This is a genomic window from Ralstonia sp. GX3-BWBA, from assembly GCF_003290055.1.
Taxonomy (GTDB): Bacteria; Pseudomonadota; Gammaproteobacteria; order Burkholderiales; family Burkholderiaceae; genus Ralstonia; species Ralstonia holmesii.
In genome coordinates this window covers 407,849-431,591 of the sequence record NZ_QMKS01000009.1, presented here as the reverse complement: position 1 = coordinate 431,591, position 23,743 = coordinate 407,849, and the positions used below count along the sequence as shown (strand labels likewise).

Annotated in this window: 29 protein-coding genes and 3 pseudogenes; 6 read left to right on the top strand and 26 right to left on the bottom strand. The window is 65.9% G+C overall.

The annotated features are described in order from the left end of the window. The 5 genes from DOD19_RS09585 to DOD19_RS09565 are packed head-to-tail and all read right to left on the bottom strand — an operon-like array spanning window position 1 to window position 3,075. A complete protein-coding gene (locus DOD19_RS09585; RefSeq protein WP_003109779.1) occupies window positions 1-549 on the bottom strand; it encodes an integrating conjugative element protein in 549 nt (182 codons plus the stop codon). After that, window positions 546-1,136, bottom strand: a complete 591-nt coding sequence (locus DOD19_RS09580) for a transglycosylase SLT domain-containing protein (RefSeq protein WP_003109780.1) — start codon at window positions 1,134-1,136, stop codon at window positions 546-548. Before DOD19_RS09580 ends, DOD19_RS09585 begins: the two co-directional genes overlap by 4 nt. Then, window positions 1,118-1,855, bottom strand: a complete 738-nt coding sequence (locus DOD19_RS09575) for a TIGR03759 family integrating conjugative element protein (RefSeq protein ID WP_042178587.1) — start codon at window positions 1,853-1,855, stop codon at window positions 1,118-1,120. Before DOD19_RS09575 ends, DOD19_RS09580 begins: the two co-directional genes overlap by 19 nt. Window positions 1,856-1,867: 12 nt before the next feature. Continuing rightward, complete coding sequence (locus DOD19_RS09570; RefSeq protein WP_042178590.1) at window positions 1,868-2,512, bottom strand: hypothetical protein; 645 nt, start codon at window positions 2,510-2,512, stop codon at window positions 1,868-1,870. Then, window positions 2,509-3,075 (bottom strand): PilL N-terminal domain-containing protein, encoded by a 567-nt coding sequence (locus DOD19_RS09565; protein ID WP_013391799.1) that lies wholly within the window; start codon window positions 3,073-3,075, stop codon window positions 2,509-2,511. Before DOD19_RS09565 ends, DOD19_RS09570 begins: the two co-directional genes overlap by 4 nt. A gap of 150 nt (window positions 3,076-3,225) precedes the next feature. Here DOD19_RS09565 and DOD19_RS09560 point away from each other — a divergent pair, with 150 nt between their 5' ends. From DOD19_RS09560 to arsH, 5 genes are read left to right on the top strand one after another with little or no spacing between them, the layout of a single operon-like run. Beyond that, a complete protein-coding gene (locus DOD19_RS09560) occupies window positions 3,226-3,564 on the top strand; it encodes a helix-turn-helix domain-containing protein (protein WP_013391798.1) in 339 nt (112 codons plus the stop codon). Between the two features lie 2 nt (window positions 3,565-3,566). Beyond that, window positions 3,567-4,061, top strand: coding sequence for an arsenate reductase ArsC (locus tag DOD19_RS09555; RefSeq protein ID WP_013391797.1), 495 nt, complete (start codon window positions 3,567-3,569; stop codon window positions 4,059-4,061). A 10-nt stretch (window positions 4,062-4,071) separates the two neighbouring features. Beyond that, complete coding sequence (gene arsB, locus DOD19_RS09550) at window positions 4,072-5,148, top strand: ACR3 family arsenite efflux transporter (protein WP_013391796.1); 1,077 nt, start codon at window positions 4,072-4,074, stop codon at window positions 5,146-5,148. 16 nt (window positions 5,149-5,164) lie between these two features. Next, on the top strand, window positions 5,165-5,587 hold the full coding sequence (gene arsC, locus DOD19_RS09545) for an arsenate reductase (glutaredoxin) (RefSeq protein ID WP_013391795.1): 423 nt from the start codon (window positions 5,165-5,167) through the stop codon (window positions 5,585-5,587). Next, window positions 5,580-6,302 carry an arsenical resistance protein ArsH gene (gene arsH, locus DOD19_RS09540; RefSeq protein ID WP_013391794.1) on the top strand — a complete coding sequence of 241 codons (723 nt, stop codon included), beginning with the start codon at window positions 5,580-5,582 and terminating at the stop codon, window positions 6,300-6,302. The genes arsC and arsH overlap by 8 nt, the downstream gene beginning before the upstream one ends. 59 nt (window positions 6,303-6,361) lie before the next feature. Here the strand turns inward: arsH and DOD19_RS09535 are convergent, their stop codons facing one another. From DOD19_RS09535 to merT, 17 genes and pseudogenes are all read right to left on the bottom strand, one after another. Continuing rightward, on the bottom strand, window positions 6,362-8,641 hold the full coding sequence (locus DOD19_RS09535; protein ID WP_013391793.1) for a helicase-related protein: 2,280 nt from the start codon (window positions 8,639-8,641) through the stop codon (window positions 6,362-6,364). A 136-nt stretch (window positions 8,642-8,777) separates the two neighbouring features. Further along, the gene (locus tag DOD19_RS09530; protein ID WP_003116817.1) at window positions 8,778-9,083 is read right to left on the bottom strand and encodes a hypothetical protein; all 306 of its coding nucleotides are present in this window, start codon (window positions 9,081-9,083) and stop codon (window positions 8,778-8,780) included. Between the two features lie 83 nt (window positions 9,084-9,166). Beyond that, the gene (locus tag DOD19_RS09525) at window positions 9,167-9,487 is read right to left on the bottom strand and encodes a hypothetical protein (RefSeq protein WP_003116818.1); all 321 of its coding nucleotides are present in this window, start codon (window positions 9,485-9,487) and stop codon (window positions 9,167-9,169) included. Between the two features lie 50 nt (window positions 9,488-9,537). Beyond that, the gene (locus DOD19_RS09520; protein ID WP_223224654.1) at window positions 9,538-10,671 is read right to left on the bottom strand and encodes a DUF6094 domain-containing protein; all 1,134 of its coding nucleotides are present in this window, start codon (window positions 10,669-10,671) and stop codon (window positions 9,538-9,540) included. Window positions 10,672-10,711: 40 nt separating this feature from the next. Continuing rightward, the gene (locus DOD19_RS09515) at window positions 10,712-11,359 is read right to left on the bottom strand and encodes a hypothetical protein (protein ID WP_042178598.1); all 648 of its coding nucleotides are present in this window, start codon (window positions 11,357-11,359) and stop codon (window positions 10,712-10,714) included. 76 nt (window positions 11,360-11,435) lie between these two features. Next, the gene (locus DOD19_RS09510) at window positions 11,436-11,696 is read right to left on the bottom strand and encodes a hypothetical protein (RefSeq protein WP_003090124.1); all 261 of its coding nucleotides are present in this window, start codon (window positions 11,694-11,696) and stop codon (window positions 11,436-11,438) included. A 16-nt stretch (window positions 11,697-11,712) separates the two neighbouring features. Beyond that, window positions 11,713-12,120, bottom strand: coding sequence for a hypothetical protein (locus DOD19_RS09505; RefSeq protein WP_003116821.1), 408 nt, complete (start codon window positions 12,118-12,120; stop codon window positions 11,713-11,715). A 104-nt stretch (window positions 12,121-12,224) separates the two neighbouring features. Beyond that, window positions 12,225-12,566 carry a hypothetical protein gene (locus DOD19_RS09500; protein ID WP_003116822.1) on the bottom strand — a complete coding sequence of 114 codons (342 nt, stop codon included), beginning with the start codon at window positions 12,564-12,566 and terminating at the stop codon, window positions 12,225-12,227. A 94-nt stretch (window positions 12,567-12,660) separates the two neighbouring features. Continuing rightward, a complete protein-coding gene (locus tag DOD19_RS09495) occupies window positions 12,661-13,350 on the bottom strand; it encodes a DUF3275 family protein (RefSeq protein WP_003116823.1) in 690 nt (229 codons plus the stop codon). A 94-nt stretch (window positions 13,351-13,444) separates the two neighbouring features. Then, window positions 13,445-14,272, bottom strand: a complete 828-nt coding sequence (locus DOD19_RS09490) for a DUF932 domain-containing protein (RefSeq protein ID WP_013391792.1) — start codon at window positions 14,270-14,272, stop codon at window positions 13,445-13,447. Between the two features lie 145 nt (window positions 14,273-14,417). Beyond that, entirely contained in the window at window positions 14,418-15,323 is a 906-nt protein-coding gene (locus tag DOD19_RS09485) for a DUF3577 domain-containing protein (RefSeq protein WP_003098919.1), read from the bottom strand. A gap of 310 nt (window positions 15,324-15,633) precedes the next feature. Further along, window positions 15,634-16,084, bottom strand: a pseudogene (locus tag DOD19_RS27875) (XF1762 family protein). A 141-nt stretch (window positions 16,085-16,225) separates the two neighbouring features. Beyond that, a pseudogene (locus tag DOD19_RS09475) lies at window positions 16,226-16,522 on the bottom strand (DUF3085 domain-containing protein); the annotation flags it as partial. 33 nt (window positions 16,523-16,555) lie between these two features. Next, a pseudogene (locus DOD19_RS09470) lies at window positions 16,556-17,547 on the bottom strand (Tn3 family transposase); the annotation flags it as partial. Between the two features lie 24 nt (window positions 17,548-17,571). Continuing rightward, window positions 17,572-19,260 (bottom strand): mercury(II) reductase, encoded by a 1,689-nt coding sequence (gene merA / locus DOD19_RS09465; RefSeq protein WP_003098932.1) that lies wholly within the window; start codon window positions 19,258-19,260, stop codon window positions 17,572-17,574. A 10-nt stretch (window positions 19,261-19,270) separates the two neighbouring features. Continuing rightward, window positions 19,271-19,558 (bottom strand): mercury resistance system periplasmic binding protein MerP, encoded by a 288-nt coding sequence (gene merP, locus DOD19_RS09460; RefSeq protein WP_003116826.1) that lies wholly within the window; start codon window positions 19,556-19,558, stop codon window positions 19,271-19,273. 12 nt (window positions 19,559-19,570) lie between these two features. After that, entirely contained in the window at window positions 19,571-19,921 is a 351-nt protein-coding gene (merT, locus tag DOD19_RS09455; RefSeq protein ID WP_011804695.1) for a mercuric ion transporter MerT, read from the bottom strand. A 71-nt stretch (window positions 19,922-19,992) separates the two neighbouring features. Here merT and merR point away from each other — a divergent pair, with 71 nt between their 5' ends. After that, entirely contained in the window at window positions 19,993-20,400 is a 408-nt protein-coding gene (gene merR, locus DOD19_RS09450) for an Hg(II)-responsive transcriptional regulator (protein WP_003098939.1), read from the top strand. 261 nt (window positions 20,401-20,661) lie between these two features. Here merR and DOD19_RS09440 read toward each other — a convergent pair whose 3' ends face one another. The 4 genes from DOD19_RS09440 to DOD19_RS09425 form a co-directional block, all read right to left on the bottom strand. Beyond that, the gene (locus DOD19_RS09440; protein ID WP_003098941.1) at window positions 20,662-21,486 is read right to left on the bottom strand and encodes a hypothetical protein; all 825 of its coding nucleotides are present in this window, start codon (window positions 21,484-21,486) and stop codon (window positions 20,662-20,664) included. A 288-nt stretch (window positions 21,487-21,774) separates the two neighbouring features. Continuing rightward, window positions 21,775-22,053 (bottom strand): hypothetical protein, encoded by a 279-nt coding sequence (locus DOD19_RS09435; RefSeq protein ID WP_003116828.1) that lies wholly within the window; start codon window positions 22,051-22,053, stop codon window positions 21,775-21,777. Between the two features lie 97 nt (window positions 22,054-22,150). Further along, window positions 22,151-22,888 (bottom strand): hypothetical protein, encoded by a 738-nt coding sequence (locus DOD19_RS09430; protein WP_003116829.1) that lies wholly within the window; start codon window positions 22,886-22,888, stop codon window positions 22,151-22,153. A gap of 83 nt (window positions 22,889-22,971) precedes the next feature. Continuing rightward, complete coding sequence (locus tag DOD19_RS09425; RefSeq protein ID WP_003116830.1) at window positions 22,972-23,658, bottom strand: hypothetical protein; 687 nt, start codon at window positions 23,656-23,658, stop codon at window positions 22,972-22,974. Between the last annotated feature and the right edge of the window lie 85 nt (window positions 23,659-23,743).

The window sequence follows — 23,743 nt, the reverse complement described above, 5'->3', positions numbered from 1 at the left end:
TCATTGCTCGATGCCGGTGGCCGTGATCAGCGCCGGGTAGTGCCGCAGGCCCAGGCGATCGGCCAGGTCGTCGCCGGCCACGGGCGCGAGCGGCACGCCCGGCACCAGGGCGCGCAGCCGCGCCAGGCCCTGCGCGGTCTCGACGTTGACGACCAGGCCGACCGCGCCACGTTCGCGCAAAGCGGCGGCGCGGCGCTGCAACCAGGCCCGGGAAGCCTCGTCGTCGCCGATGACCACGAACGGCCGCAGGCCGGGCGCTTCAATCACACGCCGCGCCACGGTGCCAGGCGTGAGCTTGGCGCTGCGCACCGGCAGCATCGCGGCTTCGTCCGCCCGTGTGGCAGGAACCTGGGGCGTCGGGATGGACGGCCGCGCCGGTGCGTTGGCGCGCGGCTGGAGATTCAGGGCTTCGTAGTACGGCAATGCCGACGTGCCGCCACGGTCCTCGACAACGATCAGTGGCTCGCCGGCACGCGAGGCCAGCGGCAGGCCTGACAGCAGCATGAGTAGGCCCGTGAACGCGAGATGGGCGGGATGGGGTTTCGTCATGGGGAGGTCTCCTGGCGCGCCGCGAGGACCGCGGCGGCTGGTCGCGTGCCCTGCACGCGGGCAAGGTGGCGCGACACGCTGCGCCGATAGCGGGCGGCGGGCTCGCCGCCTGCGGGGCGGTGGTAGCGGCCGATCGCCAGCAGCCAGTCCTCGCCGGGGGTGTGCTGCTCCTTCAGGATCTCGGCGGCAACGGCCAGGTTGCGATACGGATCCAGCAGGTCGCACGCGCCGGTAAAGCGGTGCTTGTGGTAGCCGAGGTTGATCTGGCCCAGGCCCGCATCAATGCGCGTGTGCGGCGTGGCGCGCATCGCCTGCTGCAGGCCAGCGCAGGCGTCGGCGCGCGTGGCGAAGCGGCGCGACTGGCCGGCGACGTTGAGGGACCACGGCCACGGCACCAGGCGCCCGTTGCGCCGGATGCCGCTCTCCTGCAAGGCCACGGCGTAGAGCACGGTCGAGGGGATGCCTGCGCGCTGGGCGGCAAGCTGGTAAGCCGGTGGCGGAACCTCCTGGGCCAGGGCGGCAACGGCATACAGGCCCGCAGTGAGCACCAGTGCGCGCAGGGGCATGGCTACGGCTGGCGCTGCCATTGGCCGTTCACTTCGCGCACGGCGGCGGGCAGATCGCCGGGCAGGCCCAGTGACAGCCAGCGGCCGCCGTCGTGGTTGAGCGTGATGCTGCCGGCGCGCACGCGCGCCGGGTCGATCTGCGCGCGCTTGGCCCAGTCGCGGATGCGCGCGTCATCCTGGCGGCTGCCCACCATGTACAGGTCGAACTCCGCGCCCGAGGATTGCAGGCGCTGCACGAGCTGTCCGCAGGCTGCGCAGCCGTCCTTGACGAACACCGCCATGCGGCCGCTGCCGCGCAAGGGACTGCTGGATGTGCCGGCGCCCGGCTTGTCGTCGGGCAGGTTCACGCGCTGCATCCCCGGATTCAGGCGCTGCCAGGCCTCGTCGTAGGCGCGCTGGTAGGCGAGCAGCTTCTCGACGCGGCGCGCTTCCACCTGCACCTGCAGTTCCGCATAGCGGCGCCGTTCTTCGTCCGTGCGAGCTTCGATGCCCAGGGCGGACAGCGGGTCCAGGTTGGGCGAGTAGATACCCAGCGGCCCATCCATCAGCTCGCGGTAGCGTGCCCATTCTTGTGGCTGCAAGCCCCATTCGGTTGCCACCCGGTCGTCCAGCACGCGGGCGGCCAGCGGGCGCTCCTGGCTCTGTGCGTTGCGCGCCGAGGTCGTTGCGGGCTGCTGCGCCCAGGCGGGCCATTGCGACGACGCCACCAGGACCGCGAAAAGGAGGATCGACGGCTTCATGGGGTGCTCCGGTCAGGGAATCGCCACGCGGCGGGTCTGGTTGCCGGCCTGGAACACTGCGGTGTTGCCCTCGATCGCCTGCAGGCGCCACGGGCCGACCGCATCCCCGGGCAGCAGCACCTGAAGTTGGGCGGGCGTGAAGTCCCCGATGCTCGGCGCGACGGACACGCTGCGCTGGCCGGCGCGCAGTTCGGCGCCGACGACGCGAAATGGCAGCGGCGGCGGTTCGGACTTGGCGGTGGCCGGTTGGCTCGGGGTGCGCCGCTGGGTAGGCGCCGCTGCACGCGCAGTCGCTTGGCGCACCTTGATCTGCTCGACTTCGGTACGCAGCGCCTGAACGTCCTCGGCGGTGGCATAGCCACCCAGCGCCTGTTCGGCTTGAACGATGCGCGCCTCCATTGCCTGCCGAGCGTCTTGCAGGCCTGCGGCGGTGGCGGCTGCGGGCTGCTGCTGCAAGGCCCGCGTGGTCTCGGCCAGCCCGGTCACCTGGGCTTCGAGGCGCTGCAACCGGACATCGAGCTGCTGCTGGTCGGCCTGATCGGTCATCGTCTGGTGGCCCAGGATCGCGAAGACACTGAGACCCAGCAGCCAAAGCCAGAGCAGGCTTTGCAACACCACGGCGGCGGTCGGGCGCCGGAGCGGCTGTGCCGCGTTCATGGCTGGCCTCCCGCAAAGGGGAACGTCTGCACGGCCTCGGCAGCAGGCGGCTCGGACACCGGCTCGGCACCGGTGTCGCGACCAGGCCGCTCGAAGCAGACCTGCCGCGTCCGGTCATCGGCGTGCAGTTCCCAAGCCGGACCGGCCAGGGTGAGCAGTGCATCGCGCAAGGTCATGGGGCCGAGATGCAAGTGCGCCGCCGGCAGCGGCAGCGCGTACAGCTCGATCACCGCATGCGGGGTCTCGCAAAGCTGGTAGCCGCTGCGTTTGAGCACATGCCGCAGCCCGTCGCCGACCGTGGCGCGGACCTCCTCGGGCATGGACACGTCGATGGTCTGCACCAGCAGATCGCGCTGCGCCGCCATCGGCGCCAGCTCCACCAGGGTGTAGCGGCCATAGCGCACGACGGGAATGAACTCGGGCGGTGCAGCCTCGGGCGCGGGTGGGACGTCCTCGACGGTGCTGGCGGCCAGCGGCGGTGGCGTGGTCGCGCAGCCGCTGGCCAAGGCTGCGGCCAGGAGGCTGGTACCGACCAGACACCGGGATACATGGATTGCAGGCATGGCATCGGCTCTTCTGTTGCGATGCCGATACCTTGGCTGCGCGCGGCTGCGCGGTCAGTCAGGAATGCGAACTGGGGGGTGCCCGCTTTTGCAGTCCAACACATAGCGCAACCCGCAAATCCAACTGTGGTTTGCACATTAATTCTATAAATGTTGTATTATCGAATCATGAAAGAGGATCAAGCCATTTCCGCCTTAAACGCCCTGGCTCACACCCAGCGCCTGCGCGTGTTCCGCGCCTTGGTCGTTGCTGGCCCGGGCGGACTGACGCCGAGCACGCTAGCTGACCAGCTCGACGTGGCCCGCAACACCTTGTCCTTCCACTTGAAGGAACTGGCCCATGCTGGCCTCGTCAGCATCGAGCAGCAGGGCCGCAACCTGATTTATCGCGCCGAGTACGGCCGCATGGACGGTCTGATCGGTTACCTGACCGAGCATTGCTGCCAAGGTGGCGTATGCGAGGTTTCTCCATCCAAGACCTGCTGCTGACCATGACCGATACCACTTACAACGCCTTGTTCATCTGTACGGGCAATTCGGCCCGCTCCATCCTCGCCGAAGGCATCCTCAACGACATGGGCCAAGGGCGGTTTCACGCCTGGTCGGCAGGTAGCCATCCGAAAGGCGAAGTTCACCCGCTGGCACTCGCCACGCTGGAGCGGCTGCACCTTCCGACAACGGGCTACCGCAGCAAGAGCTGGGACGAGTTCGTGAAGCCCGATGCGCCGGTGTTCGATTTCATCTTCACCGTCTGCGACAACGCAGCCGGCGAGGCGTGTCCGCTGTGGCCGGGCAAGCCGGTGTCGGCGCATTGGGGCGTGCCTGACCCGGCAGCCGTGGAAGGCACCCTGGAACGACAAAGCAAGGCGTTCTTCGATACCGCCATGACGCTGCGCCGACGTATCGAGTTGTTCCTGTCGCTTCCGATCAAGAGTCTCGATGCCATGTCGTTGCAGCGTGAACTGCGCGACATCGGCCGCCAGTGAGGCCCGCCCGATGAGCGCAACCGATACTGCCGGCCCCGCGCCAGCAAACTCCGCCATGAGCGGCTTTGAGCGTTACCTGACGCTATGGGTGGCGGTGTGCATCATCGCGGGGATCGCTCTGGGCCAGTTCGCGCCCGCCGCATTCCAGGCCATCGGCCGCATGGAGATTGCCAAGGTCAACCTGCCGGTCGGCCTGCTGATCTGGGTAATGATCATCCCCATGCTGCTGAAGGTGGACTTCGCCGCGCTTGGCCAGGTGCGCCAGCATTGGCGGGGCATGGGGGTCACGCTGTTCATCAATTGGGCCGTCAAGCCGTTCTCAATGGCGTTGCTGGCGTGGATCTTCATCCGCCACGTCTTTGCCGACTGGCTGCCCGCCGATCAGCTCGACAGCTATATCGCCGGCCTGATCCTGCTGGCTGCTGCACCGTGTACCGCAATGGTTTTCGTTTGGAGTCGGCTGACTGGCGGTGATCCGGTATTTACGCTGTCGCAAGTGGCCTTGAACGACACCATCATGGTGTTCGCCTTCGCACCCATCGTCGGCCTGCTGCTGGGCCTGTCGTCGATCACGGTGCCGTGGGACACCTTGCTGGTGTCGGTGGGTTTGTACATCGTCATTCCGGTCATCCTGGCCCAGCTCTGGCGCCGGGCGCTGCTGCGCAAGGGGCAGGCCGTGTTCGACAGGGCACTGGAACGCATCGGCCCATTGTCCATCGCCGCGCTGTTGCTGACGCTGGTGCTGCTGTTCGCCTTCCAGGGCGAGGCCATCATCCGGCAGCCGCTGGTGATCGCCATGCTGGCGGTGCCGATCCTGATCCAGGTGTTCTTCAATTCCGGTCTGGCGTACTGGCTCAACCGCCAGGTGGGCGAAAAGCACTGCGTCGCTGGGCCATCCGCGTTGATTGGTGCCAGCAACTTCTTCGAGCTGGCCGTGGCCGCCGCCATCAGCCTGTTCGGCTTCCATTCCGGCGCAGCACTCGCAACAGTGGTCGGCGTGCTCATCGAGGTGCCGGTCATGCTGCTGGTGGTGCGCGTGGTCAATCGCTCACGCGGCTGGTACGAACGCCGCGCGACCACTTCGTAACCTCCAAGAGGCATCCATGAGCACCATCACGATCTACCACAACCCAGCCTGCGGCACCTCGCGCAACGTGCTGGGCCTGATCCGCAACAGCGGCGAGGAACCGACCATCATCGAGTACCTGAAAACGCCGCCCGACCGCGACACGCTCCAGGCGCTGATCGCGGCGATGGGCGTGCCGGTGCGAGACGTGCTGCGCGAGAAAGGCACGCCCTATGCCGACCTCGACCTGGGCAACCCGAAGTGGAGCGACGACGACCTGATCGGCTTCATGCTCCAGCATCCCATCCTCATCAACCGGCCTATCGTGGTCACGCCGCTAGGCACGCGCCTGTGCCGGCCTTCGGAAGCCGTGCTCGACCTGCTGCCGCAGCCGCAGCGCGGCGCGTTCAACAAGGAAGACGGCGAGCCGGTGGTCGATCAGGACGGCCGCCGTGTCTGAATCTCGTCTCGACCTGCCGAACATCGACACGGCGCTGTTCCAGCAACCGGACACCGAACATCTGTTCGCGCCGGCACGGGCCACGCACGCGCCGCGCTTCCTGCTGCTCTATGGTTCGCTGCGCGAACGCTCGTTCAGCCGCCTCGCAGCCGAAGAAGCCGCACGCATCTTGCGGGCGCTGGGCGGCGAGACCCGATTGTTCAATCCGTCCGGGCTGCCTCTGGTGGACGATGCGCCGGCCGATCACCCGAAGGTCAAGGAACTGCACGAACTGGTGCAATGGGCCGAGGGCATGGTGTGGAGTTCGCCGGAGCGCCACGGCGCGATGACCGGCCTGATGAAGACCCAAATCGACTGGATTCCGCTGTCGGTCGGCGCGGTGCGCCCGACCCAGGGCAAGACGCTGGCGGTGATGCAGGTATCGGGCGGCTCGCAGTCGTTCAACGCCGTCAACCAGATGCGCGTGCTGGGCCGCTGGATGCGGATGCTGACCATCCCGAACCAGTCCTCGGTCGCCAAGGCGTACCAGGAGTTCGACGAGGCCGGACGCATGAAGCCCTCGGCCTACTACGACCGCGTGGTGGACGTGATGGAAGAACTGATGAAGTTCACGCTGCTCACGCGCGACGTGGCGCCGTATCTGGTGGATCGTTACAGCGAGCGCAAGGAAAGCGCTGAATCACTGTCCAGGCGTGTACGGCAAGGTGCAATTTGACGCTGCGAGGCGCTGAAAAAAGAGCCGACGACCTCTCGGTCGTCGGCATTGCGTGAAGTTCAGGCGGCGACCAGTTGCCGGGCCAGTGCGACCTCGACGGAATCACCATCCTGGTTCAGGACATCCAGCCCCGATTCGGGCACGTCGCCCGAGGTGGACTGCGAGACCATGATCTTCTTGGCCATCAGTTCCAGGCAGGTCATCTGCGAAGAACCGGCGTAGCCGAGGTAGATCACGCGCACCGGCAACTTCTGCCCGATGCGCCAGGAGCGGCGTGCCGCCTGCTGGAGCGAGTACACGTTGTAGCCCGACTGCATGAACACGATCGTCGGAAACTCCAGCAAGTCCAATCCCGTCTTGACCAGCTCGGGATTGGTGATGAGCACGTCGATGCCACGATCCAGTTGCTCAGCGATCCAGTCTTCGCGGCGGCTGGCATCCACGCTTGCGCGCAGCACCGCCACCTTGAAGCCTTCTTGCTCCAGCAGCACCTTCAGGCGCGACGTGGTGTCCCGCGTGCCGGTATAGACCGTGTAGGCCAGAACCTTGCGGCCCTGCGCCTTCTCCGCTTTGCAGATGTCGATCAGCTCACGCTCCTTGGGGCTGATCTCGAACTCGTTGAACTGAGCCGGGACAAACGCCAAGGTGTTGCGCGTGCGCGGATGCACCACGGTCTCCGACCGGAAGCAGCAATCCGGCCAGGCCAGCAGCACGTTGAGGACCACACCCAGCAAGGTCGTATCGCGTCGCGCCAGAGCCTGTTTCAGCTCCGCGGTCAGCCGACCCGCCAGATCGCGGTAGGCCGCGGCTTGCGCCGTGTCCATCGCGACTTCACGGAACTCCTCGTCATACGGCGGCAGGACGTTGCCACCGATGTCCTTGAGCTTGAGAAAGATCGTGAACGGCAGGATGCAGCGCAGCACGCCCTTGGGGCCAAACCCCGGGGCCTTGACCGTGCGCACCGATACCTTGGTGCCCTTGGCCGTCTTGTGCGCCGTGCCGGTGCTCTCGGAGTAGATGTCCTTCAACACCCCGTGATCGCGCATGAACGCCATCGCAGCCGAGGTCATGCTGCCGCTCGTGGTCGGGCGGTAGCCGTCTTCGATCATCCGCCCCGGAAGGGCTCGGAACAGCAGGTGGAACAGGTCGTCCCCGTAGCCGCCCATCAACGTGCCGGTCAGCAGCAAGGTCTTGCGAGCCTTCGCCGCCAGCACGCCCATGGCCTGGCCCTGGGCACTGCCCCCGTTCTTGTACTCATGTGCCTCATCGGCGATGAGCAGGTCGAACGTGCCTTGCGGCAGGTAGCGTTTGATGAACTCGGACGGCTGATAGCCGCCCTCGCCAAAGCCGAACTCCATGTTGGCCATCGCACGTTCCATGCGCGTGGCCTGACGGTCGGAAAACACCAGCTCGCCGTTGCCATCCATGAGGTTGATGAACTCATGGATGTTGTCGCCGAGCATCGACGCCAGGAACCCGTCACCGAACTTCTGCATCAGCTTCTGCGCGGTGACCTCTCCGATGGTCGGTATGCGCTTTAAGGCTTTGAGCACGGCCGAGGACTGGTCGCTGCCGGACAGACTGCGCGGGCGGATCAGTGTCCACAGGGGCGCGGCGCAGTGGCCGCACTTCCTGCGGCACTCCTCGGCTTGGAGCGCGATCGGGTTGACCGGCTCGCCGTCGAGGTCGGTGATGACCGTGCCGCAGTCCGGGCAGGCCGCCACGTCGCCGTGGCGGGTGCGCCGCGTGGTGAAGACAGGCTTCCAGTGAAAGCCCATCCGCATCCTGACGCGCCCCAGGACGAAGAACTCCTGGCCCGTGGGCTGCACGCCCAACTGCTCGCGCAGCTTGATGAGCTTGACGAGCGTATCCGGCCCGTTGAGTACCCACACCTTGGCACCGGCCACCGTCTCCTGGATCTCGCGCCGCCACTTGTAAACCAGGTGGGGCGGCGACAGCACCAGAGTGCGGCGATAGCCTTCGGCGTTGAGCACGGCGGCCGTGGCAATGCCGACGGTCGTCTTGCCGCAGCCCATCTCGCCATTGACGATCGCAGCACGTTCGCCACGGTCGATCAGCAGCTCGGCGGCGGCGTGGACGACTTCGGCCTGGGCTGGGAACAGCTTGCGCTTGAGGCTGGCGACCACCAGTTGCCGGTGCGCCTGCGGTTGGCCGGTATAGACCGGCGGATTAGCGCTGTTGAGGGCGTCGAGTAGTTCGTCGCCGAACTCGCCGACAAAATCCTGAAGGCTCAGGGTCAGAGGGGAAGATTCCGCGTCGAGCAGTTCGCCCTGTACGGGCGCGGATTCAGCGGCAGTGGTTTCGAGATCGAGGGACATGGTGATGCTCCAAAGAAAAATGGGGCATGCACCACCCCCAGCGGGGCAATGGCATGCCCCGTGGTGGGAAGAGAATCGACGCGTGGCTGAGGGTGGTTGAAGGTGCTGGCCTGGGCGGCCCGCAGGTGAACCGTGCTCAGTCTTCGGACGGAAGCACGATGACGGTTGCGCAGCGCTGCGAATCGGTGACGATGCGAATGGCGAGCCCCGGATGGATCACGTAGTGCGATTCCAGCGACGCGCCCGATTGAAGCGCGCTGCTGTTCGTCTGCCATTGCTGGATGTTGACGTCGCCCCAGTCGCCACGGGTGTGGCGCCTGAAGTACGGGATCGGGTCCAGGCGACCCGCGCGGACCAGGCGGTCAACACCTCTGCTGAAGATGAGCGCCCCGATGGGGAACGCCAGCCGCTGGCAGTAGGTTTCGATGCGATGCGATGCCATGGGCTCCTCCTTGATGAGTCATTGAGCCACGACACCCCTGCCGGAGTGAAGTGGCTCCGTCAGGTGGATGAGGATGTGGGGCCTCAGATCAGGTCCCGCTCTTCGGGAAGCTGGACCACCGTGGTCTGGTGGTCCTCGCTGGTCTTGACGATCAGCGCCAGGTCCGGCGTGATCCTGAACTGCGAGATCATTAGGTTGTCCTGTTGGATCGCCACGTCGTTGGCTTGGCGTGTGGCCTCATCGATCTCGCCCCAGTCCCCGCGCACATGGCGCTGGACATAGGCCAAGGGGTCGATCAGGCCTCGCCGGGCCAGCCAATGCACCTTCTCGCTCAACTTCAACGTACTCGGTGCGAACAACGGTTGCTTGTGCGGCGCAGGCCGCTTGAACGGATTGGGGATCATGGTGTTTCTCCTTCGAGTTGGTACAGCAGGACGGCAGCGCGTCCGGTGGATCAGCGAATGGTCAACACCTCGCCCCGTGTCGCGGAGCCAGGTGTCATGTCCCACGCGCGGATGACGGGAACGAACTTGTCGGTGAGGATGCGGGTCTCGGCGATGGAGCCGTCTTCGCGTTCGGTGAACTCCCGCTGGAGCGTCTTGTCCTTGTGGGTGTCACCTTTGACGACGAGCACGCGCCCGGTCTTGGAGCGCACAACCCCCGAGATCGCACCCGCGGCCAGAGCCAGGGCGAGATGCCAGCGGGACAAGGCCCGCGCCGGTGGACGCAGCGATTGCTGCGCAGCCCCCAGGTGCGTGTCCTGCGATGGCCACAAGCCTTGCAGCCTGCCAACCTCATCGGCGAACTGCTCGGGCTCCATCGTCACGCGGAAGAAATGCTCTGGCTCGGCCGGGCTGGCGGGGACGATGTACGGCAGGAACGGCCACTCGCTCGGCAGTTCCTCGGCTTCGACTTCGCCTTGCCCTACCTGCAACAGCAGATTGCGCACGGCCTTGACGCCATCGGGCACCTGCTCGCGCTGGCGCACCCGGCGTCCGAAGATCACCACCTGCTTGAACTGCGTCTCCACCGCTCGGTAGATGCGCAGGTCCGTGTAGTGGCGCGTCAGCCAGCCGACCAACTCCGCGTCGAGCACGTAGCCGGGGACGATGAAAACCAGCACGCCGCCGTATTGCAGCAGCGAGAGCGTGCGCTGGTAGAACAGCTTTTCAAGGCGGGCACGGCCCTGGCCCTGATAGCCGATGTTGCCGTTGACGTCCTTGGACAGGTCCCCATACGGCGGGTTGAGCCAGAGCAGCCCGAAGGACTGCTTGGAGACCATCGTGTCCATCAGGTCCGCGTGCAGGCAGTGATCGACCAGGCCGCGGGCATGGCGCGCCCGCTCCGCGTCGAACTCGACGGCGAACGCCTTTGCCTGCTCGCGCCCGAGGGCATGGGCGGCTTCGGCGATCGCCACGCCTTCGCCGGCGCAGGGATCGAGGATGCACATCGGCCCGTCGCTGGGCATCAGTGCGTTGAGCGCTCTTTCGAGCGTGGGTTCGTCGGTCGGGAAATATCCGTTCTTGACGAAATTGCGGGCGAGCCGCGGGAACATGAGGGCCATGGAAGTCTCCTGGTTGGCGGGGATGAAACACGGAAGTACGCCAAGGCGTGCCTCCGAGGGTGGGTCAAGCCGCTACCGCTTCCGGCGTCCAAATCTTGGCCGGATACGGATAGGCGGTGAGCGCGTCGCTGCGGATCAGGGAGCCGAGCGCCAGGGTCAGCGCCGGCACGTCGATGGCGAGCCGATGGCCTTCCAGCGGCCCGAGGGCGAACGGAAGGCGGGCCAGCATCTCGCGGGTTTCCAGCAGTTCCAGCACGGTCTCGCGCCAGTGATCGAGCAGCGGCAACGGGCAGGTGTCCCGCACCAGCATCCACAGGCGGTCAAGCCTGTGGGCGCTGTCGTGTGGCAGCAGTGCCAATGCGCTGGCGTTGGCCTTGTCGGGCTTGACGCAGCGCCGGTCGAACAGCCACACGTTGGACAGCGAGCCGAACAGCGTCCGCCGGTACGCGCGCGTGATGCGCTTTTCCAGGCGATCGACGTTGCCGATGAATACCGGGACGCTGCCGCCCTGGTCGGTGATGACGTGGAACTGGTCCAGTCCCTGCTCGTCGCGCCCGAGGGTCAGGCGAGCGAGGAACTGCTGGACGGCGGTGTCCCGCGCCCAGATGGACAGGAAGATCAGGTTGCCCTGGTCATCGCCGACGCAGGCGTCGGCCATCACGTCCGGGCATTCGTCGATGCGGTACAGCGTGGAAGAAGTGTTTGCGGGCATGGTGGTGTCCTCGGATGAACGGGAACAGCACCGCCCGCTGGGGCAAGTACTGCCCCAGGGGGTGGAAGAAAACCGCTCAGTCCGGCTCGAACTGCCGGGTGTGCGGGTTGAAGTGAAGCGGCTCGTCCGCCGAAGTGATCGGCGTGAAGCCTTCCAGGTAGATGTTGTTGAGGTACTGGTCGCGGTAGGTCAGTGCCTGCCGTGCCTGGTCCTCGGTGAGGCCGTTGTCGATGAAGTACGCCAGCATTTCCTCGTCGGAGGACACTTCGTCGTTGGACAAACTCCCTTCAACGAGTGCCAGCAACGAGGGCGGAAGCGTTGCCAGGATCGGGTCCATGTCGGTTCCTCCTGGCTCAGGCCATCGACGCCGCGGCGGATGCCGCGGATGCCGTGGGTGTGCGCCGCCGGGCGTGGTAGGCGCGAACGCCTGCACGCCAGTCGGCGGACTGCTCCGGTGCGAGGTCCAGATAGGACAGCGGGCACGTGTAGTAGTACGGGTGCATGGACTCGTCCAAGGACTTGTAGCCCCACTGGCCGCCGCTTCGTTCAAGCAGATCGCAGCGGATGTAGCGCAGGGACTGGCCCGGTGCGAGATCACGATGCACGCCTTCGACCTTGGCGGTCACTTCGGCGACGGACCACAGCACGTTGCCGCGCAGGGTGTGAGCGATGACCTTGACGCTGGCGCGCTCGGTCTCTTGCGGTGCGATCAGTTCCGCGATCAGTTCGGACCGCGATTGGTTTGAGAAATACCAGCCCATGAGAGGCCTCCTCGAAAAGTTGAGCTGAAGGCCTCCCCGTGGGGAAGAACCCCCAGCGGGTGATGGAATGCCGCATCTGCGGCGAAGGAACCTATGCGTCGCCCTCAATCCCAGTCGTCATCGTCTCGATCACAACCGGCCGGGCAGTAGCCGAACTCGATCCCGTGCGAGCAATAGCCATGCTCCGCATTCCAGTCCTGGGTTTCCTGCCGTTCGGCAGGTGTTGCGTAGTCCCATTCCTGGGCCGCGATTTCGAGAGCCTGAGCACGTTGCTCATCCGGCAAACGATTGGCCTGTGCGTCGATCGCCGAACTGAAGAGCGTCACGTAGTGGTCGTAGGACAAGCCGCAACCGCGCTGGGCGTGTGCGGCGGCCGCTTTGCAAAGGTCCCGCCACGCGGGTTCATCCAGCGTTGAACGCGGGGTATCGCAAGCGATGGTGGACATGATGGAGACCTCCAGAAAATGGCCAGGGCCTCCCCCGCATGGGAAAGGAACCCCGGCGGGTGGATGAAGAACACCGCGCATGCGGCGTCTGCGATCACGCAGGTTTTGGTTCGGCCTGGCGGCTCCACTCCTGCGTCTTGAAGTCCAGCGCGTAGCCCAGCTCGCCCAGGCGGGCGATCTGCGCGCGCAGGGTGCGGCGGTCGATGGTCGAATCCAGTTTCACGGACTCGCCCAGCGGCCACAGCAGGCCGAAGAGCGCGGCGTCACCGTCTTCGGTGCTGCCGGGGGCAGCGGCCGTAGCAGGCGGTGGCGCATCCACGCCGAAGGGCGTGGTATCGACCAGCGGGTCCGCGGACGCCTGCACGGGTGCGGGCTTGGCGGGCCTGGACGCTTTGGTGGGCTTGGCCGGCGTTGCCGCAGGCTGCGCCCCTTGCTCTTCATCGAGCGGATCGACGTCCTGGGTGGCGAAGCTGCGGGCTTCGTCGCGGCTGAGTTTGTCGATGCCGTTGAGCGTCATGCCGTCGAGGCTGGCACGGATCTCGAACCGCATGCCGCCGCCGACCGGATAGGACTTCGGGAAGATGTACCTGATGATGAATTCCCCGTCGTACTTGCCTTCGGGGTACTGCTCCAGCTCCGGGTCTTTGACCTCGAAAGTACCGAGGTGCGTCGCGAGGCGGCCAACCGTGAACGGGCCGTTCTTGCCGCGGATGGTACGCAGCGTGAGCTGGCCGGGGACGACGATGGGCGCAACAGATTTCTCGGAAGCCGATGGGGTTGCCATGATGGTTCTCCTGATGATGAATGACGGGCCGCCGACGGCACCCGGTGGATGAGAGGAAATGGCCTCGCCCGAGGTGGGCGAGGTCCGCGTGGCATCACGCCTTGAGCTGGCGCATGCCTTCGGCCAGCAGCCACAACGCCCGGTTCAGGCGCAGGTTCTGGTCGATGCCTTGCACCGGACGGGTGCGCTGATTGCGGCCGTTGGCCGTGCGTCCGTTCAGGCCCCCTTTGACTAGGTTCTCCTGGACGCGGTTGAAGACGGCCCACAGGTCGTTCTTGCGGTCGTCCCATCGCCGAGGGGCCAGCAGTTGGCTCTCGGTGACAGGCGTGGACTTGGCCGGATCGTCGTACTTGAGTGCGAGCGCAGAGTTCGCAAAGACCTCCGCTTCGCCCTCATCGAGGGTGATGGTGCGCATCGCATCGCGCGCGTTCTGCACGCGCTCGAAACCTTCGAGGACTCCGTAGGCACCTTCGATCACCTGGCTGGCCACGTCGCCCTTGTGGGGAACGCGGATGTCTGCGGTGGTGTCACCGCAAACCAGGCCGTTGTGGCAGACGAACCGGAACATGCCGGCGAGCATCTGATAGCTGCTCGTGCCGTCATGGCTGTTGAGCAGGATGATCTCGTTCGCCTCGTCGCCGTTGATCTGGCTTGCATGGCGAAGTCGGATGAGGTGCTTCGTGTACTCGCGCCGGTCTTCGTTGCGCACGCGCGTCTGACACACCATGAAGGGCTCGAAGCCCTCCTGGCGCAGCTTGGTCAGCACGGTCGAGGTCGGTATGTAGGCATACCGATCGGACCGGCTCCCATGTGGAGCGTCGGCGAAGATCGACGGAACGACGGCACGAATGCGGTCGTCCGAGAGTGGGCGATCAGAGCGCAGGATCGGGGATTGCGGAGCAAAGCGGGATACCAGAGACATGGCTGATCTCCTTTGAGAAATTCGACAACCGCGTGGCCGTGAGACCACGCGGAACTCGGGGGATGAAATGCGCAAGCACGCGTCCTGGGGACGCGGCGTACGTGGGGAGGAAAAGCGACAAGGCCCCGTGAGAGGCCGTGCCGGATCAGAACGAAGCAGCCAATGCCGGCTCCTGCTCCTGGACTTGCGCCTCGGGCTCGCGCTCGGCGGGCTCGGTGGCCGTGTCGATGGCATCGTCGGCTTCGGACGCGGATGCGTCTTCGGCCGGCGGCGCCTCGGCTTGCGCCTGGCTCGTCGGATAGACCTGGGTGCCGTCGATCTTGATGAGACCGATGTGGACCAGCGTCGATTCCAGGCTGGCGGCCGGTTCCCCGGCGTGCTCACCCTTGGTGCGGATGTACGGATCGATCTTCATGTCGTTCAGACGGAAGGCGATCAGCACCTTGCGGTCACCCTCGATGGCCTGAACGCACCGGCGAACCAGGTGCTCGGCTTCCGGGGTGGCGACGATGGTGTCGAAGTACCGATACTCCGGTTCATCGACAGGCCCGGCCAGTGCCGCGACGGTGCAAGAGAGGAACGAGTCGCCAGCTTTTGGGGTGACGTCCTTCACACGATTGAGATAGCCGATGCCGCGGGTGATCAACTCGTGCTGCTCGATCGAAGCCAGTTCGGCCCGGTCGATCAGTTCGGCCTTGAGCAGTCGCGCCTTGAGGGACGCGGCGGCCTGACCCTTCTGCTCACCCTTGTCGCGGATGTACACATCGCCCCACAGGTCACCGAGGCGAAAGCGCACCAGCGGGCGCTGCTTGGGATCGTCAACGCCGATGTAGCGCTGAACGAGCTTCTTGGCCTCGGCACCCGAGACCTTGACGTCGAAGTAGCGGTAGCTGGGGTCCCGGGCGGGGCCGACCAGCGCGGCGATGGTGCATGCCAGGAAAGGCTGCGCACGGCGGCCGCCCCGGACGGGCACTTCACGGACACGCTGGATGTAGCCGATGCCCGAGGTGTGGAGGTCGAAATACGATTTCTCGTTGGACGTGGTGTTCATGGTGAATCTCCATTGGGATGAAGCGGAGACACACCGGCCCACGCATGCGGGGAAGGTGCGTGACCCCGCGGTGGGTTGATAAGGCGAAAGCATCCGCCACCAGAGGCTGGTGGCCGCTCGCGGAAGGATGCGGTGCGAGCTGGCTCGGTCACGCAGTGGGAACTGCGCCGCAACCTCGAAGACCGATGGTTGCCTGGCATGTCGCTGACGACGTCAGCAGGCATGGGGCCAGCATGGCGGGGCCTCGCGCGCGCGGCAGCAATCAATCGGCACCCGGGCGCTTCCCTTTGTCCGCGCCACCCGGCGCCTGTCACAGGCACTTGGCGCCGCGCAGGTGCTCGGGGGTATCGGCGCGCGGACGGCCGGGACGGCTCCAGGCGCCGCCACCGCGCGCGCCGATCAGCCGCCAGCCGGCGGCGCGCAGGCTGGCGCCACCTTCGTCGGGCATGGTGTAGGTGAGCAGGCGTATGTAGCCCAGCGCCCTTGCCGCCTGCCAGGCCGCGCCGTAGAGCTTGCTGCAGGCGCTGGGTGTGCCGTCGGTGCACAGCCGCGTGACTTCCAGCGTCCAGGTGCCGCGCGACCGGGCGGCCGACAATGGCCACGCCGTGGATCAGGTCGCTGTCGCTCAGCGTGACGGCCAGGGCGAACTTCGCGCCCTGGACCGGGCGGTGGTGGCGATGGTGCGACAGAACGAATGCATTGGCCGTGCGCAGCGACACCGGTAGGAGGTGCAGCCTCGGCGAGGTCGATGGCGTGTTCATGCGGTTGTCTCCGGTGGCATGCCGGCGTTGTGGCCGGCGGGGCGTGCCTCGGCGGCTGGAGACAAACGCGCACGCGCGGCGATGGCGGCGGTGCGAACAAAAGAAGGCCCCCGATGCGGGGGCTGCGAGGCGGTTGCCGCGTCAGGCGGGAGGCACCACTGCTAAGGACAGGTGCGTGGCGGTGGCGGAAAGCACGAGATCGTCCGCCGAGTGCTGGAGGCGCGTGAACAGGCCGTCCTTCGGGTCGAAATACTCCGCGAAGTCATCGCCGCCCAGCTCGCGGCCGGCGAGGTGCCACCAGTCATCGAACGGGTCGGTGTCCGGGTTGCATCCGACGGCGTAGGCGAGCAGTGCCTGGCGCCCATCCGGGCGACGCTCCCCACGCTCGGCGAGGAAGTACACGCCCTGATCCTTGACCAGGACAATGCGGCACTGATTGGGGACGTCTCAGAAAACGGAAAAAATCGTACGCTAAGCCGGTTGCAGCGGTCGTAGCGGCCTGAACTTGCCCGCGCCGATCTTGGCGCTGCTGCGCCAGAGGTAATCGCCGGTCAGGTTGATGTGCTCCCAGCCCAGCGGCGACAGGTACTGCAACAGGGCGTCATCGACAGTCTGGCCGTGACCGCGTAAGGCGTTTGAGGCCCGTTCCAGATAGACCGTGTTCCACAACACTATGGCCGCCGTCACCAGGTTGAGGCCGCTGGCCCGGTAGCGCTGCTGCTCGAAACTGCGGTCGCGGATTTCGCCCAGCCGGTTGAAGAACACGGCGCGGGCTAGCGCGTTGCGGGCTTCGCCCTTGTTCAGTCCGGCATGCACGCGGCGGCGCAGCTCGACGCTTTGCAGCCAGTCCAGGATGAACAGCGTTCGCTCGATGCGGCCCAGCTCGCGCAGCGCCACGGCCAGGCCGTTCTGGCGCGGGTAGCTGCCGAGTTTCCTGAGCATCAGCGAGGCCGTCACCGTGCCCTGCTTGATCGAGGTGGCCAGCCGCACCTTGGCGTTGATCGCCTTGCCGGACGCCTGGAACTGCTGCTGATGCTTGTGCTTGGCAGCGTTGAACAGCTTGCCCAGGATGCGGTCGTGCAGGTCGATGATTTCGTCGGTGACGGTGGCCATGCCCTCGATGGCGAGCGCACCAGGGTCGCGTAGCGGCGCTGTGCCTCGAACTTGGCCAGATCGGCGGGCGTCATCTGGCCGCCTTCGCGGGCGATCTTGAGCAGGCGGTTCTGGTGCACCGACCGCTCGATGCCGGAAGGCAGGTCGAGCGCCTGCCAGGCTTTGAGGCGCTCGATGTGTTCGAGTATGTGGCGCGAGTTCGGCTTGACGGGCGACTGGCGCAGCCAGGCCAGCCAGGTCGTCTTGCCGTTGTCGTGGCGCTTGAGCAGATCGTCGAGGCGGTGCCGGTGGGTGGCCGACAGGGGATCGGACAAGGCCGCGTAGATGCGGCGGTTGGCGCGGCTGTAGGCGTTCATCGAACACCTCCCTTTTCCTCATCCGGCGCAACAGGACAGTTGCTTCACGTCCTTGTTGAAGGTCTGCGCCGCGAGCTTCAGTCCCTCGACCATGGTCAGGTAGGGGAACAACTGGTCGGCCAGCTCCTGCACGGTCATCCGGTGGCGGATCGCCAGCGCGGCCGTCTGGATCAGTTCGCCCGCTTCCGGCGCGACCGCCTGTACGCCGATCAGCCGCCCTGAGCCAGCTTCCGCCACCAGCTTGATGAAGCCGCGCGTGTCGAAGTTGGCGAGCGCCCTCGGCACGTTGTCGAGCGTCAGCAGCCGGCTGTCGGTCTCGATGCCGTCGTGGTGCGCTTCCGCCTCGCTGTAGCCCACGGTCGCCACCTGCGGATCGGTGAACACCACCGCCGGCATCGCCGTCAGGTCCAGCGCCGCGTCGCCGCCGGTCATGTTGATCGCGGCGCGCGTGCCGGCCGCCGCCGCCACATAGACGAACTGCGGCTGGTCGGTGCAGTCGCCGGCAGCAAAGATGTGCGGTGCGCTCGTGCGCATGGCGCGGTCGATGACGATGGCTCCCTGCGCATTGACTTCGACGCCTGCCGCTTCAAGGTTCAGGCTGCGCGTGTTCGGCGCGCGACCGGTGGCGACCAGCAGCTTGTCGGCGCGCACTTCCCCCTGCCCGGTGGTGAGCACGAATTCCCCGCCCGCATAGGCAACGTGGCTCGCCTGGGTGTGGTCCAGCACCTCGATGCCCTCGGCGCGGAAGGCGTCTGTTACGGCTTCCCCGATGGCCGGGTCTTCTCGGAAGAACAGCGTGCTGCGCGCCAGGATCGTGACCTGGCTGCCCAGCCGGGCGAAGGCTTGCGCCAACTCGACCGCCACCACGGAGGAACCAATCACGGCCAGCCGCTCGGGGAGCGAGCTGCTTTCCAGCGCCTCGGTGGAGGTCCAGTGGGGTGTGTCCGCAAGGCCCGGGATTGGCGGAAGCGCCGGGCTCGCGCCGGTGGCAATCAGGCAGCGGTCGAAGTTCACCTCGTGCGTGCCGCCGTCAGCGGTCGCCACGGTCAGCGTGCGCGTGTCCCTGAACCGGGCCTCGCCGCGCAGCACGGTGATGGCCGGAGTGCTTGCCAGGATGCCTTCGTACTTGGCATGGCGCAGCTCCTCGACGCGGCCTTGTTGCTGGGCCAGCAGCCGCTCGCGCAGTACAGCGGGCGCTGCGGCCGGCAGGCCAGCATCGAACGGGCTTTCGCGGCGCAGGTGGACGATGTGCGCGGCGCGGATCATGATCTTGGACGGCACGCAGCCGACATTGACGCAGGTGCCGCCGATGGTGCCGCGCTCGATCAGCGTGACGCGGGCGCCTTGCTCCACGGCCTTCAAGGCAGCCGCCATCGCCGCGCCGCCGCTGCCTATCACAGCCACGTGCAGCGCTTGTTCACCGCCAACATGCTTCGTTTCGCCACCGAGCCAGCCCAGCGCCTTGTCTAGCAGGCCGGCAGGCTTGTTCGGCGTGTCGGTAAGCCGTGCGCGATAGCCGAGCGTGGCCACTGCGGCAACCAGCGGGGCCACGCTCACGCCTGCATCCGCCTCGATTTCGGCCTGCCGCTGCGGATAGGACACCGAGGCCGCGCGCACGCCGGGCACGTTCGTCAAAGCCTGCTGGACGTGCTCGGCGCACGACGTGCAGGTCATGCCTTCGATGTGGAGGGTGATCGCCTCGGCCATGATTACGCCCTCACTGCTTGACGCTGGACGGGTAACCCGCGTTTGCGGTGGCCTTGGTCAAGGCGTCGGCATTGGTCTTGGCCTCGTCGAAGGTGACGACGGCCTCCCGCTTCTCGAAGCTGACTTCGGCCTTCTCGACGCCGGCGACCTTGGACAGAGCCGTCTTGACCGTGATCGGGCACGCGGCGCAGGTCATGCCGGGCACCGACAGGGTGACGGTCTTGGTGGCAGCCCAGGCGGGCGCGCTTAGAGCGGCGGCCAGGGCGATGAGGGTGGTGAGGGTGGTGAGTTTCTTCATGGTGATCTCCTTTCAGTAGAACAGCGGCAGGACGTAGGGAAACGCGAGGGCAACCAGAACCAGGGCGGCCACGATCCAGAAGATCACCTTGTAGGCAGTCCGCACTTGGGGCACGGCGCAAACGTCGCCGGGCTTGCAGGCATGGGCTGGTCGGAAGATGCTGCGCCAGGCGAAGAACAGCGCGATGAGCGCTGCGCCGATGAAGATCGGCCGATACGGCTCCAGCACGGTCAGGTTGCCGATCCACGCGCCAGAGAAGCCGAGCGCGACCAGGACAAGGGGGCCGAGGCAGCAGGCCGAGGCGAGGACGGCCGCGACGCCGCCGGTCGCCAGTGCGCCGCGGCCGTTCTTGGGTTCCGACATAAGGTTCTCCTTCCGGGACTTCGCTTGATGCTGTAACGTTACTTCCGTAGTCAACTACGGAGTCAAGCGCCATGGAGAACGCTCAAGAGAATCTGACCATCGGGGCCTTCGCCAAGGCAGCCCGGGTCAACGTGGAGACGATCCGCTTCTATCAGCTCAAGGGCTTGCTACCCCAGCCGGAGCGGCCCTACGGTCGCATCCGCCGCTACGGGCAGGCGGACGTGGCGCGGGTGAAGTTCGTGAAGTCAGCCCAGCGCCTGGGATTCAGCCTGGATGAAGTCGGCCAGCTCCTGAAACTGGAGGACGGCACCCATTGCAGCGAGGCGGCCGAACTGGCTGCTCACCGGCTGGCCGATGTGCGCGCACGCATGGCGGACCTCACGCGGATGGAAGAGGCCCTGTCGACGCTAGTGAGAGAGTGCAACGCGCACCATGGCAATGTTTCCTGCCCGTTGATCGCAGCTTTGCATTGCTGCTAAAGGGCCCACTTCGGCTCTTAGCGTACGATTTTTTTCCGTTTTCTGAGACGACCCCTGATTGGCGATGGCTTCGGTCAGCACGGGGCGCAGGTCAGCGCCTTTGAATCGCAGTGACATGGATGAAATCTCCTGTGTGGAAGAATGAGAAAGGCCTCCATCCGATGGGATGAAGGGCCTGTAGTGCACGCGGCCGGAACGGCTGGAACGCCGTGGCGGATGCCTCGGGTCAGCCGCAGGACCGCCCGGTTTCGCTGCGGGGCGTCATGCCGGGACGGCCTGGCGCTTGCGGGCCGCTTTCGCGTCGAGGATGCTCACGTCGATCTGGCGCCAGCGCCCGTCGTCGATGAGCCTCTCCAGCACTTCGCCGAGCATGTCGAAATACACCTCGTCGTGCCGATCGACCAGTTCGACCGATTCACCGTTCTGACGGTGCAGTTCCACCACGTAGGTGTCTCCGCCGCGGTCGTAGAGGATCGTCACCCGGCCCTCGAACTTCGCGGTCGAGACCGTGAAGCTGATCGCCGGCGGGGTCTCGATGATCTTGGAGGGCGTGGGATCGACCCAGGTGAAGTCGCGGGCACCGGCATCCACCAGCATGTGGGTGATGCGCCGGAAGCGATCGGGGGCCGGCATCTCCTCCAACTGCTCGATGAGCTGGCCCAACTCCATGCACTGCGGCGTGGGAATGGGCAGCTTGGCCGGCGCCGAGCCGAGGATGTGCCTCGTGATGGTGTACGGCGTGCCGTCCGAAGTCTCCTCGGTGATGACCTCCGGCGTGTCCGCGCGCAGTCCGTCGAAGCGACGACGGGCATAGGGTTGGACATGCACCTTGGCGCCTTCGGCAGGAACCGTGGTCACCAGGCTGGGATCGAGCACCGCGAACTCGGAAGGCTTGAGCTTGACGACGATGGCATCGTCGGTCGCGGCGACCACCTTGCCGTCGAAGGGTTGGGGGTCGATGGCGAAGCCCAGCGTTGAGGACAGCGGCTGATCATCGAACACGCGGTACTTGAACGACCGCACGTTGCGGGGCACATGGCCTGCGACCAGCGAAGGCATCATGGATTTGATGAGGGAACGATCCATGGGGAAACTCCTTGAGGAAAAACAAGGGATTCCCCGCCCGCAAGGGAGAGGTCCCTTGTGGGTGGCGTGGATGGACGCGGTAGGTCCGTAGGAAGAAACGACCAGCACGGTTTCCCGCGCTTGCAGCCTCGAAGGTCTCGACTGCCTGGGCATGTGCCGGCAACGCCGACGAACATGGGGCAAGCATGGCCCTGGGGCGGTCTGCCTGCCCGCAGGAAACGGCACCGCACCACAACCGTTTTCCTGTGCTGCGGGCAAGAAAAAGCCCCTCGAAAGGGGCTGGAGGAATCAGGCTTGGTACACGAAGTAGTGCTCGCGCTGACGCGGAAAGAACACGTGTTTCCACGTGTCGCCGCTTGTGTTGCCACCGTCGAAGACGACCATTTCGTAGTCGTCCACGTCGGTGTCCACCAGGTCGGCGCTGGCGATATGGCGCATGTGCAGCGTGCCGCTCATGCGCTCGAATACCAGGATCTGGCCGATGGCATCTTCCTGGCTCATGGCGTTGACGCAGGCTCCGAGTTGGTGCTCGAAGTCGGATGCGGGTGTGATGAGGTCGGGGAACATGGGATCGCTCCTGTGAAAGTGCGCCGGCCCGGCTCTCTGGCGGGAGACCGGGCCGGCATGCGGTGAGGACAAGGAAGGCCGGGGATGTGTGTGGCAGCTATTCGCCGGCCAGCGATAGGCCCGGCAACACGGGTGCGTCGGCATCGAGGATGAGGATGCGCACGTCGGCCTGGCCGGCCAGTTCAAGGATCTGTGCCAGCTCGTCCGGCATGCCCTTGCTGCGGTGCTCCTGCCGAAGCTGCTCGGCGGCGATCCCCTCGACGTCCTGCAGGTGCTGGTCCGTCCAGGGCGTGGAGATCAGCTTGACGCCGATCGCCGGGCTGTAGGGAATCCGGAACGCGATGAACAAAAAGGCCTCCGGCGTCGCGAGGTCAGCCAGGTTGGCCAGGTACTGGCCGGTTTCGCGGCTGATGTGCGCGCTGCTGATTTCCCAGCACCGGCTGTAGTAGCCGGTCTCGAAGCTCAACCGCTGCACGACTTCCCGTGCGGCCTCGGCCGAATAGGTGTCGCCAATGTGGACGGGGCGGCCGTCGAAGTCGTCGCCGTGGATCGCGTACACCACGGCACCCACCATGCCTTCGCCGCTGCCCCCTTCAGCCGCGTCGCATTCGGCGATCAGTGCGGCGCCGACAGGTTCGGTGCCAGTCCTGACCACCGCGAAGTCGCTGGTGATGATGCAAGGAGAAGAAACCAGCGCCGCGTCGCAGAGGTGCTGCTGGCTCGGGTGGATGTTTCGCCAGACATGCGGGCTTCCGTCCTCGTAGCTGATGGACAGCGTGCGGACGATTTTCAGATTCCAGTAGCCGCGTAGAAAGGGATTGGGATTCTGGGACATGGGATTTCTCCAACAGAATAATGATGGAGCAAATCCCCGCCACCGGGAATTGACCCCGGTGGGTGGAAAGAAAGGAAACAGCGTCAGGTGACGCTGATCGTTGGCGTTTGGGCCAATCGCTCGGCGACGCGCCGGCGCAAATTCATGCGGAATGGCTCGTCGCTGACGCCCGCCAGCAGATTGATGGTCTCCAGCGCGATCAGGGCCGAAGCCTCTTCGATGTCGGCGGCCACAATGGTCTTGCGCAATTGGTCGCCGAGCTGGAGGGCCTGGGAGGAGGAGCTGATGAAGCGGACCTCGCGGCTCAGGTAGCAGCCGTTGCCGCCGAACTCGAACAGCCGCGGCTTGCTGCAGTACCAGCAGCCCTCGAACTGGATGGCGGTCAGGTGGTGCCCGTCATCGAACCGGGTGGCGATCAGAAACAATGCGTCGAGATCGGCGGTGTCCTCGAACGAATGACGGTCGATCAAGTTCCCCAGCTCTTCGTCCTCATCGGCACGGAAGTGCACGGCGAGCAGTTCGAGCAGCGGCGGGATCGACAGCCCTTCGTCGTCCGGCATCGGAATACCGAGTTGCGTGGCCAGGTCTTCCAGGCCATCGAGCACGTCCGGCCATTGCGGATTGGTGGTCTCGGCGATCTGGGCGATGTAGGCCTGCCCGTTGCCGGGGTGGCTCTCGTCCAGCGCGAAGGCGCCGAACAGCGCCTGGATGACGGGCGTCACACGGTCGAGCACGAGAACGCCGGTGGCTTCGTAGTAGTTGTTGGCCATGAAGGCTCCTTTCGATGAATGAACGGAGCCAGCCCTTGCGGACGATGGCATCCGCAGGGGAAACCGCCTGATGCCGGATGGCGCT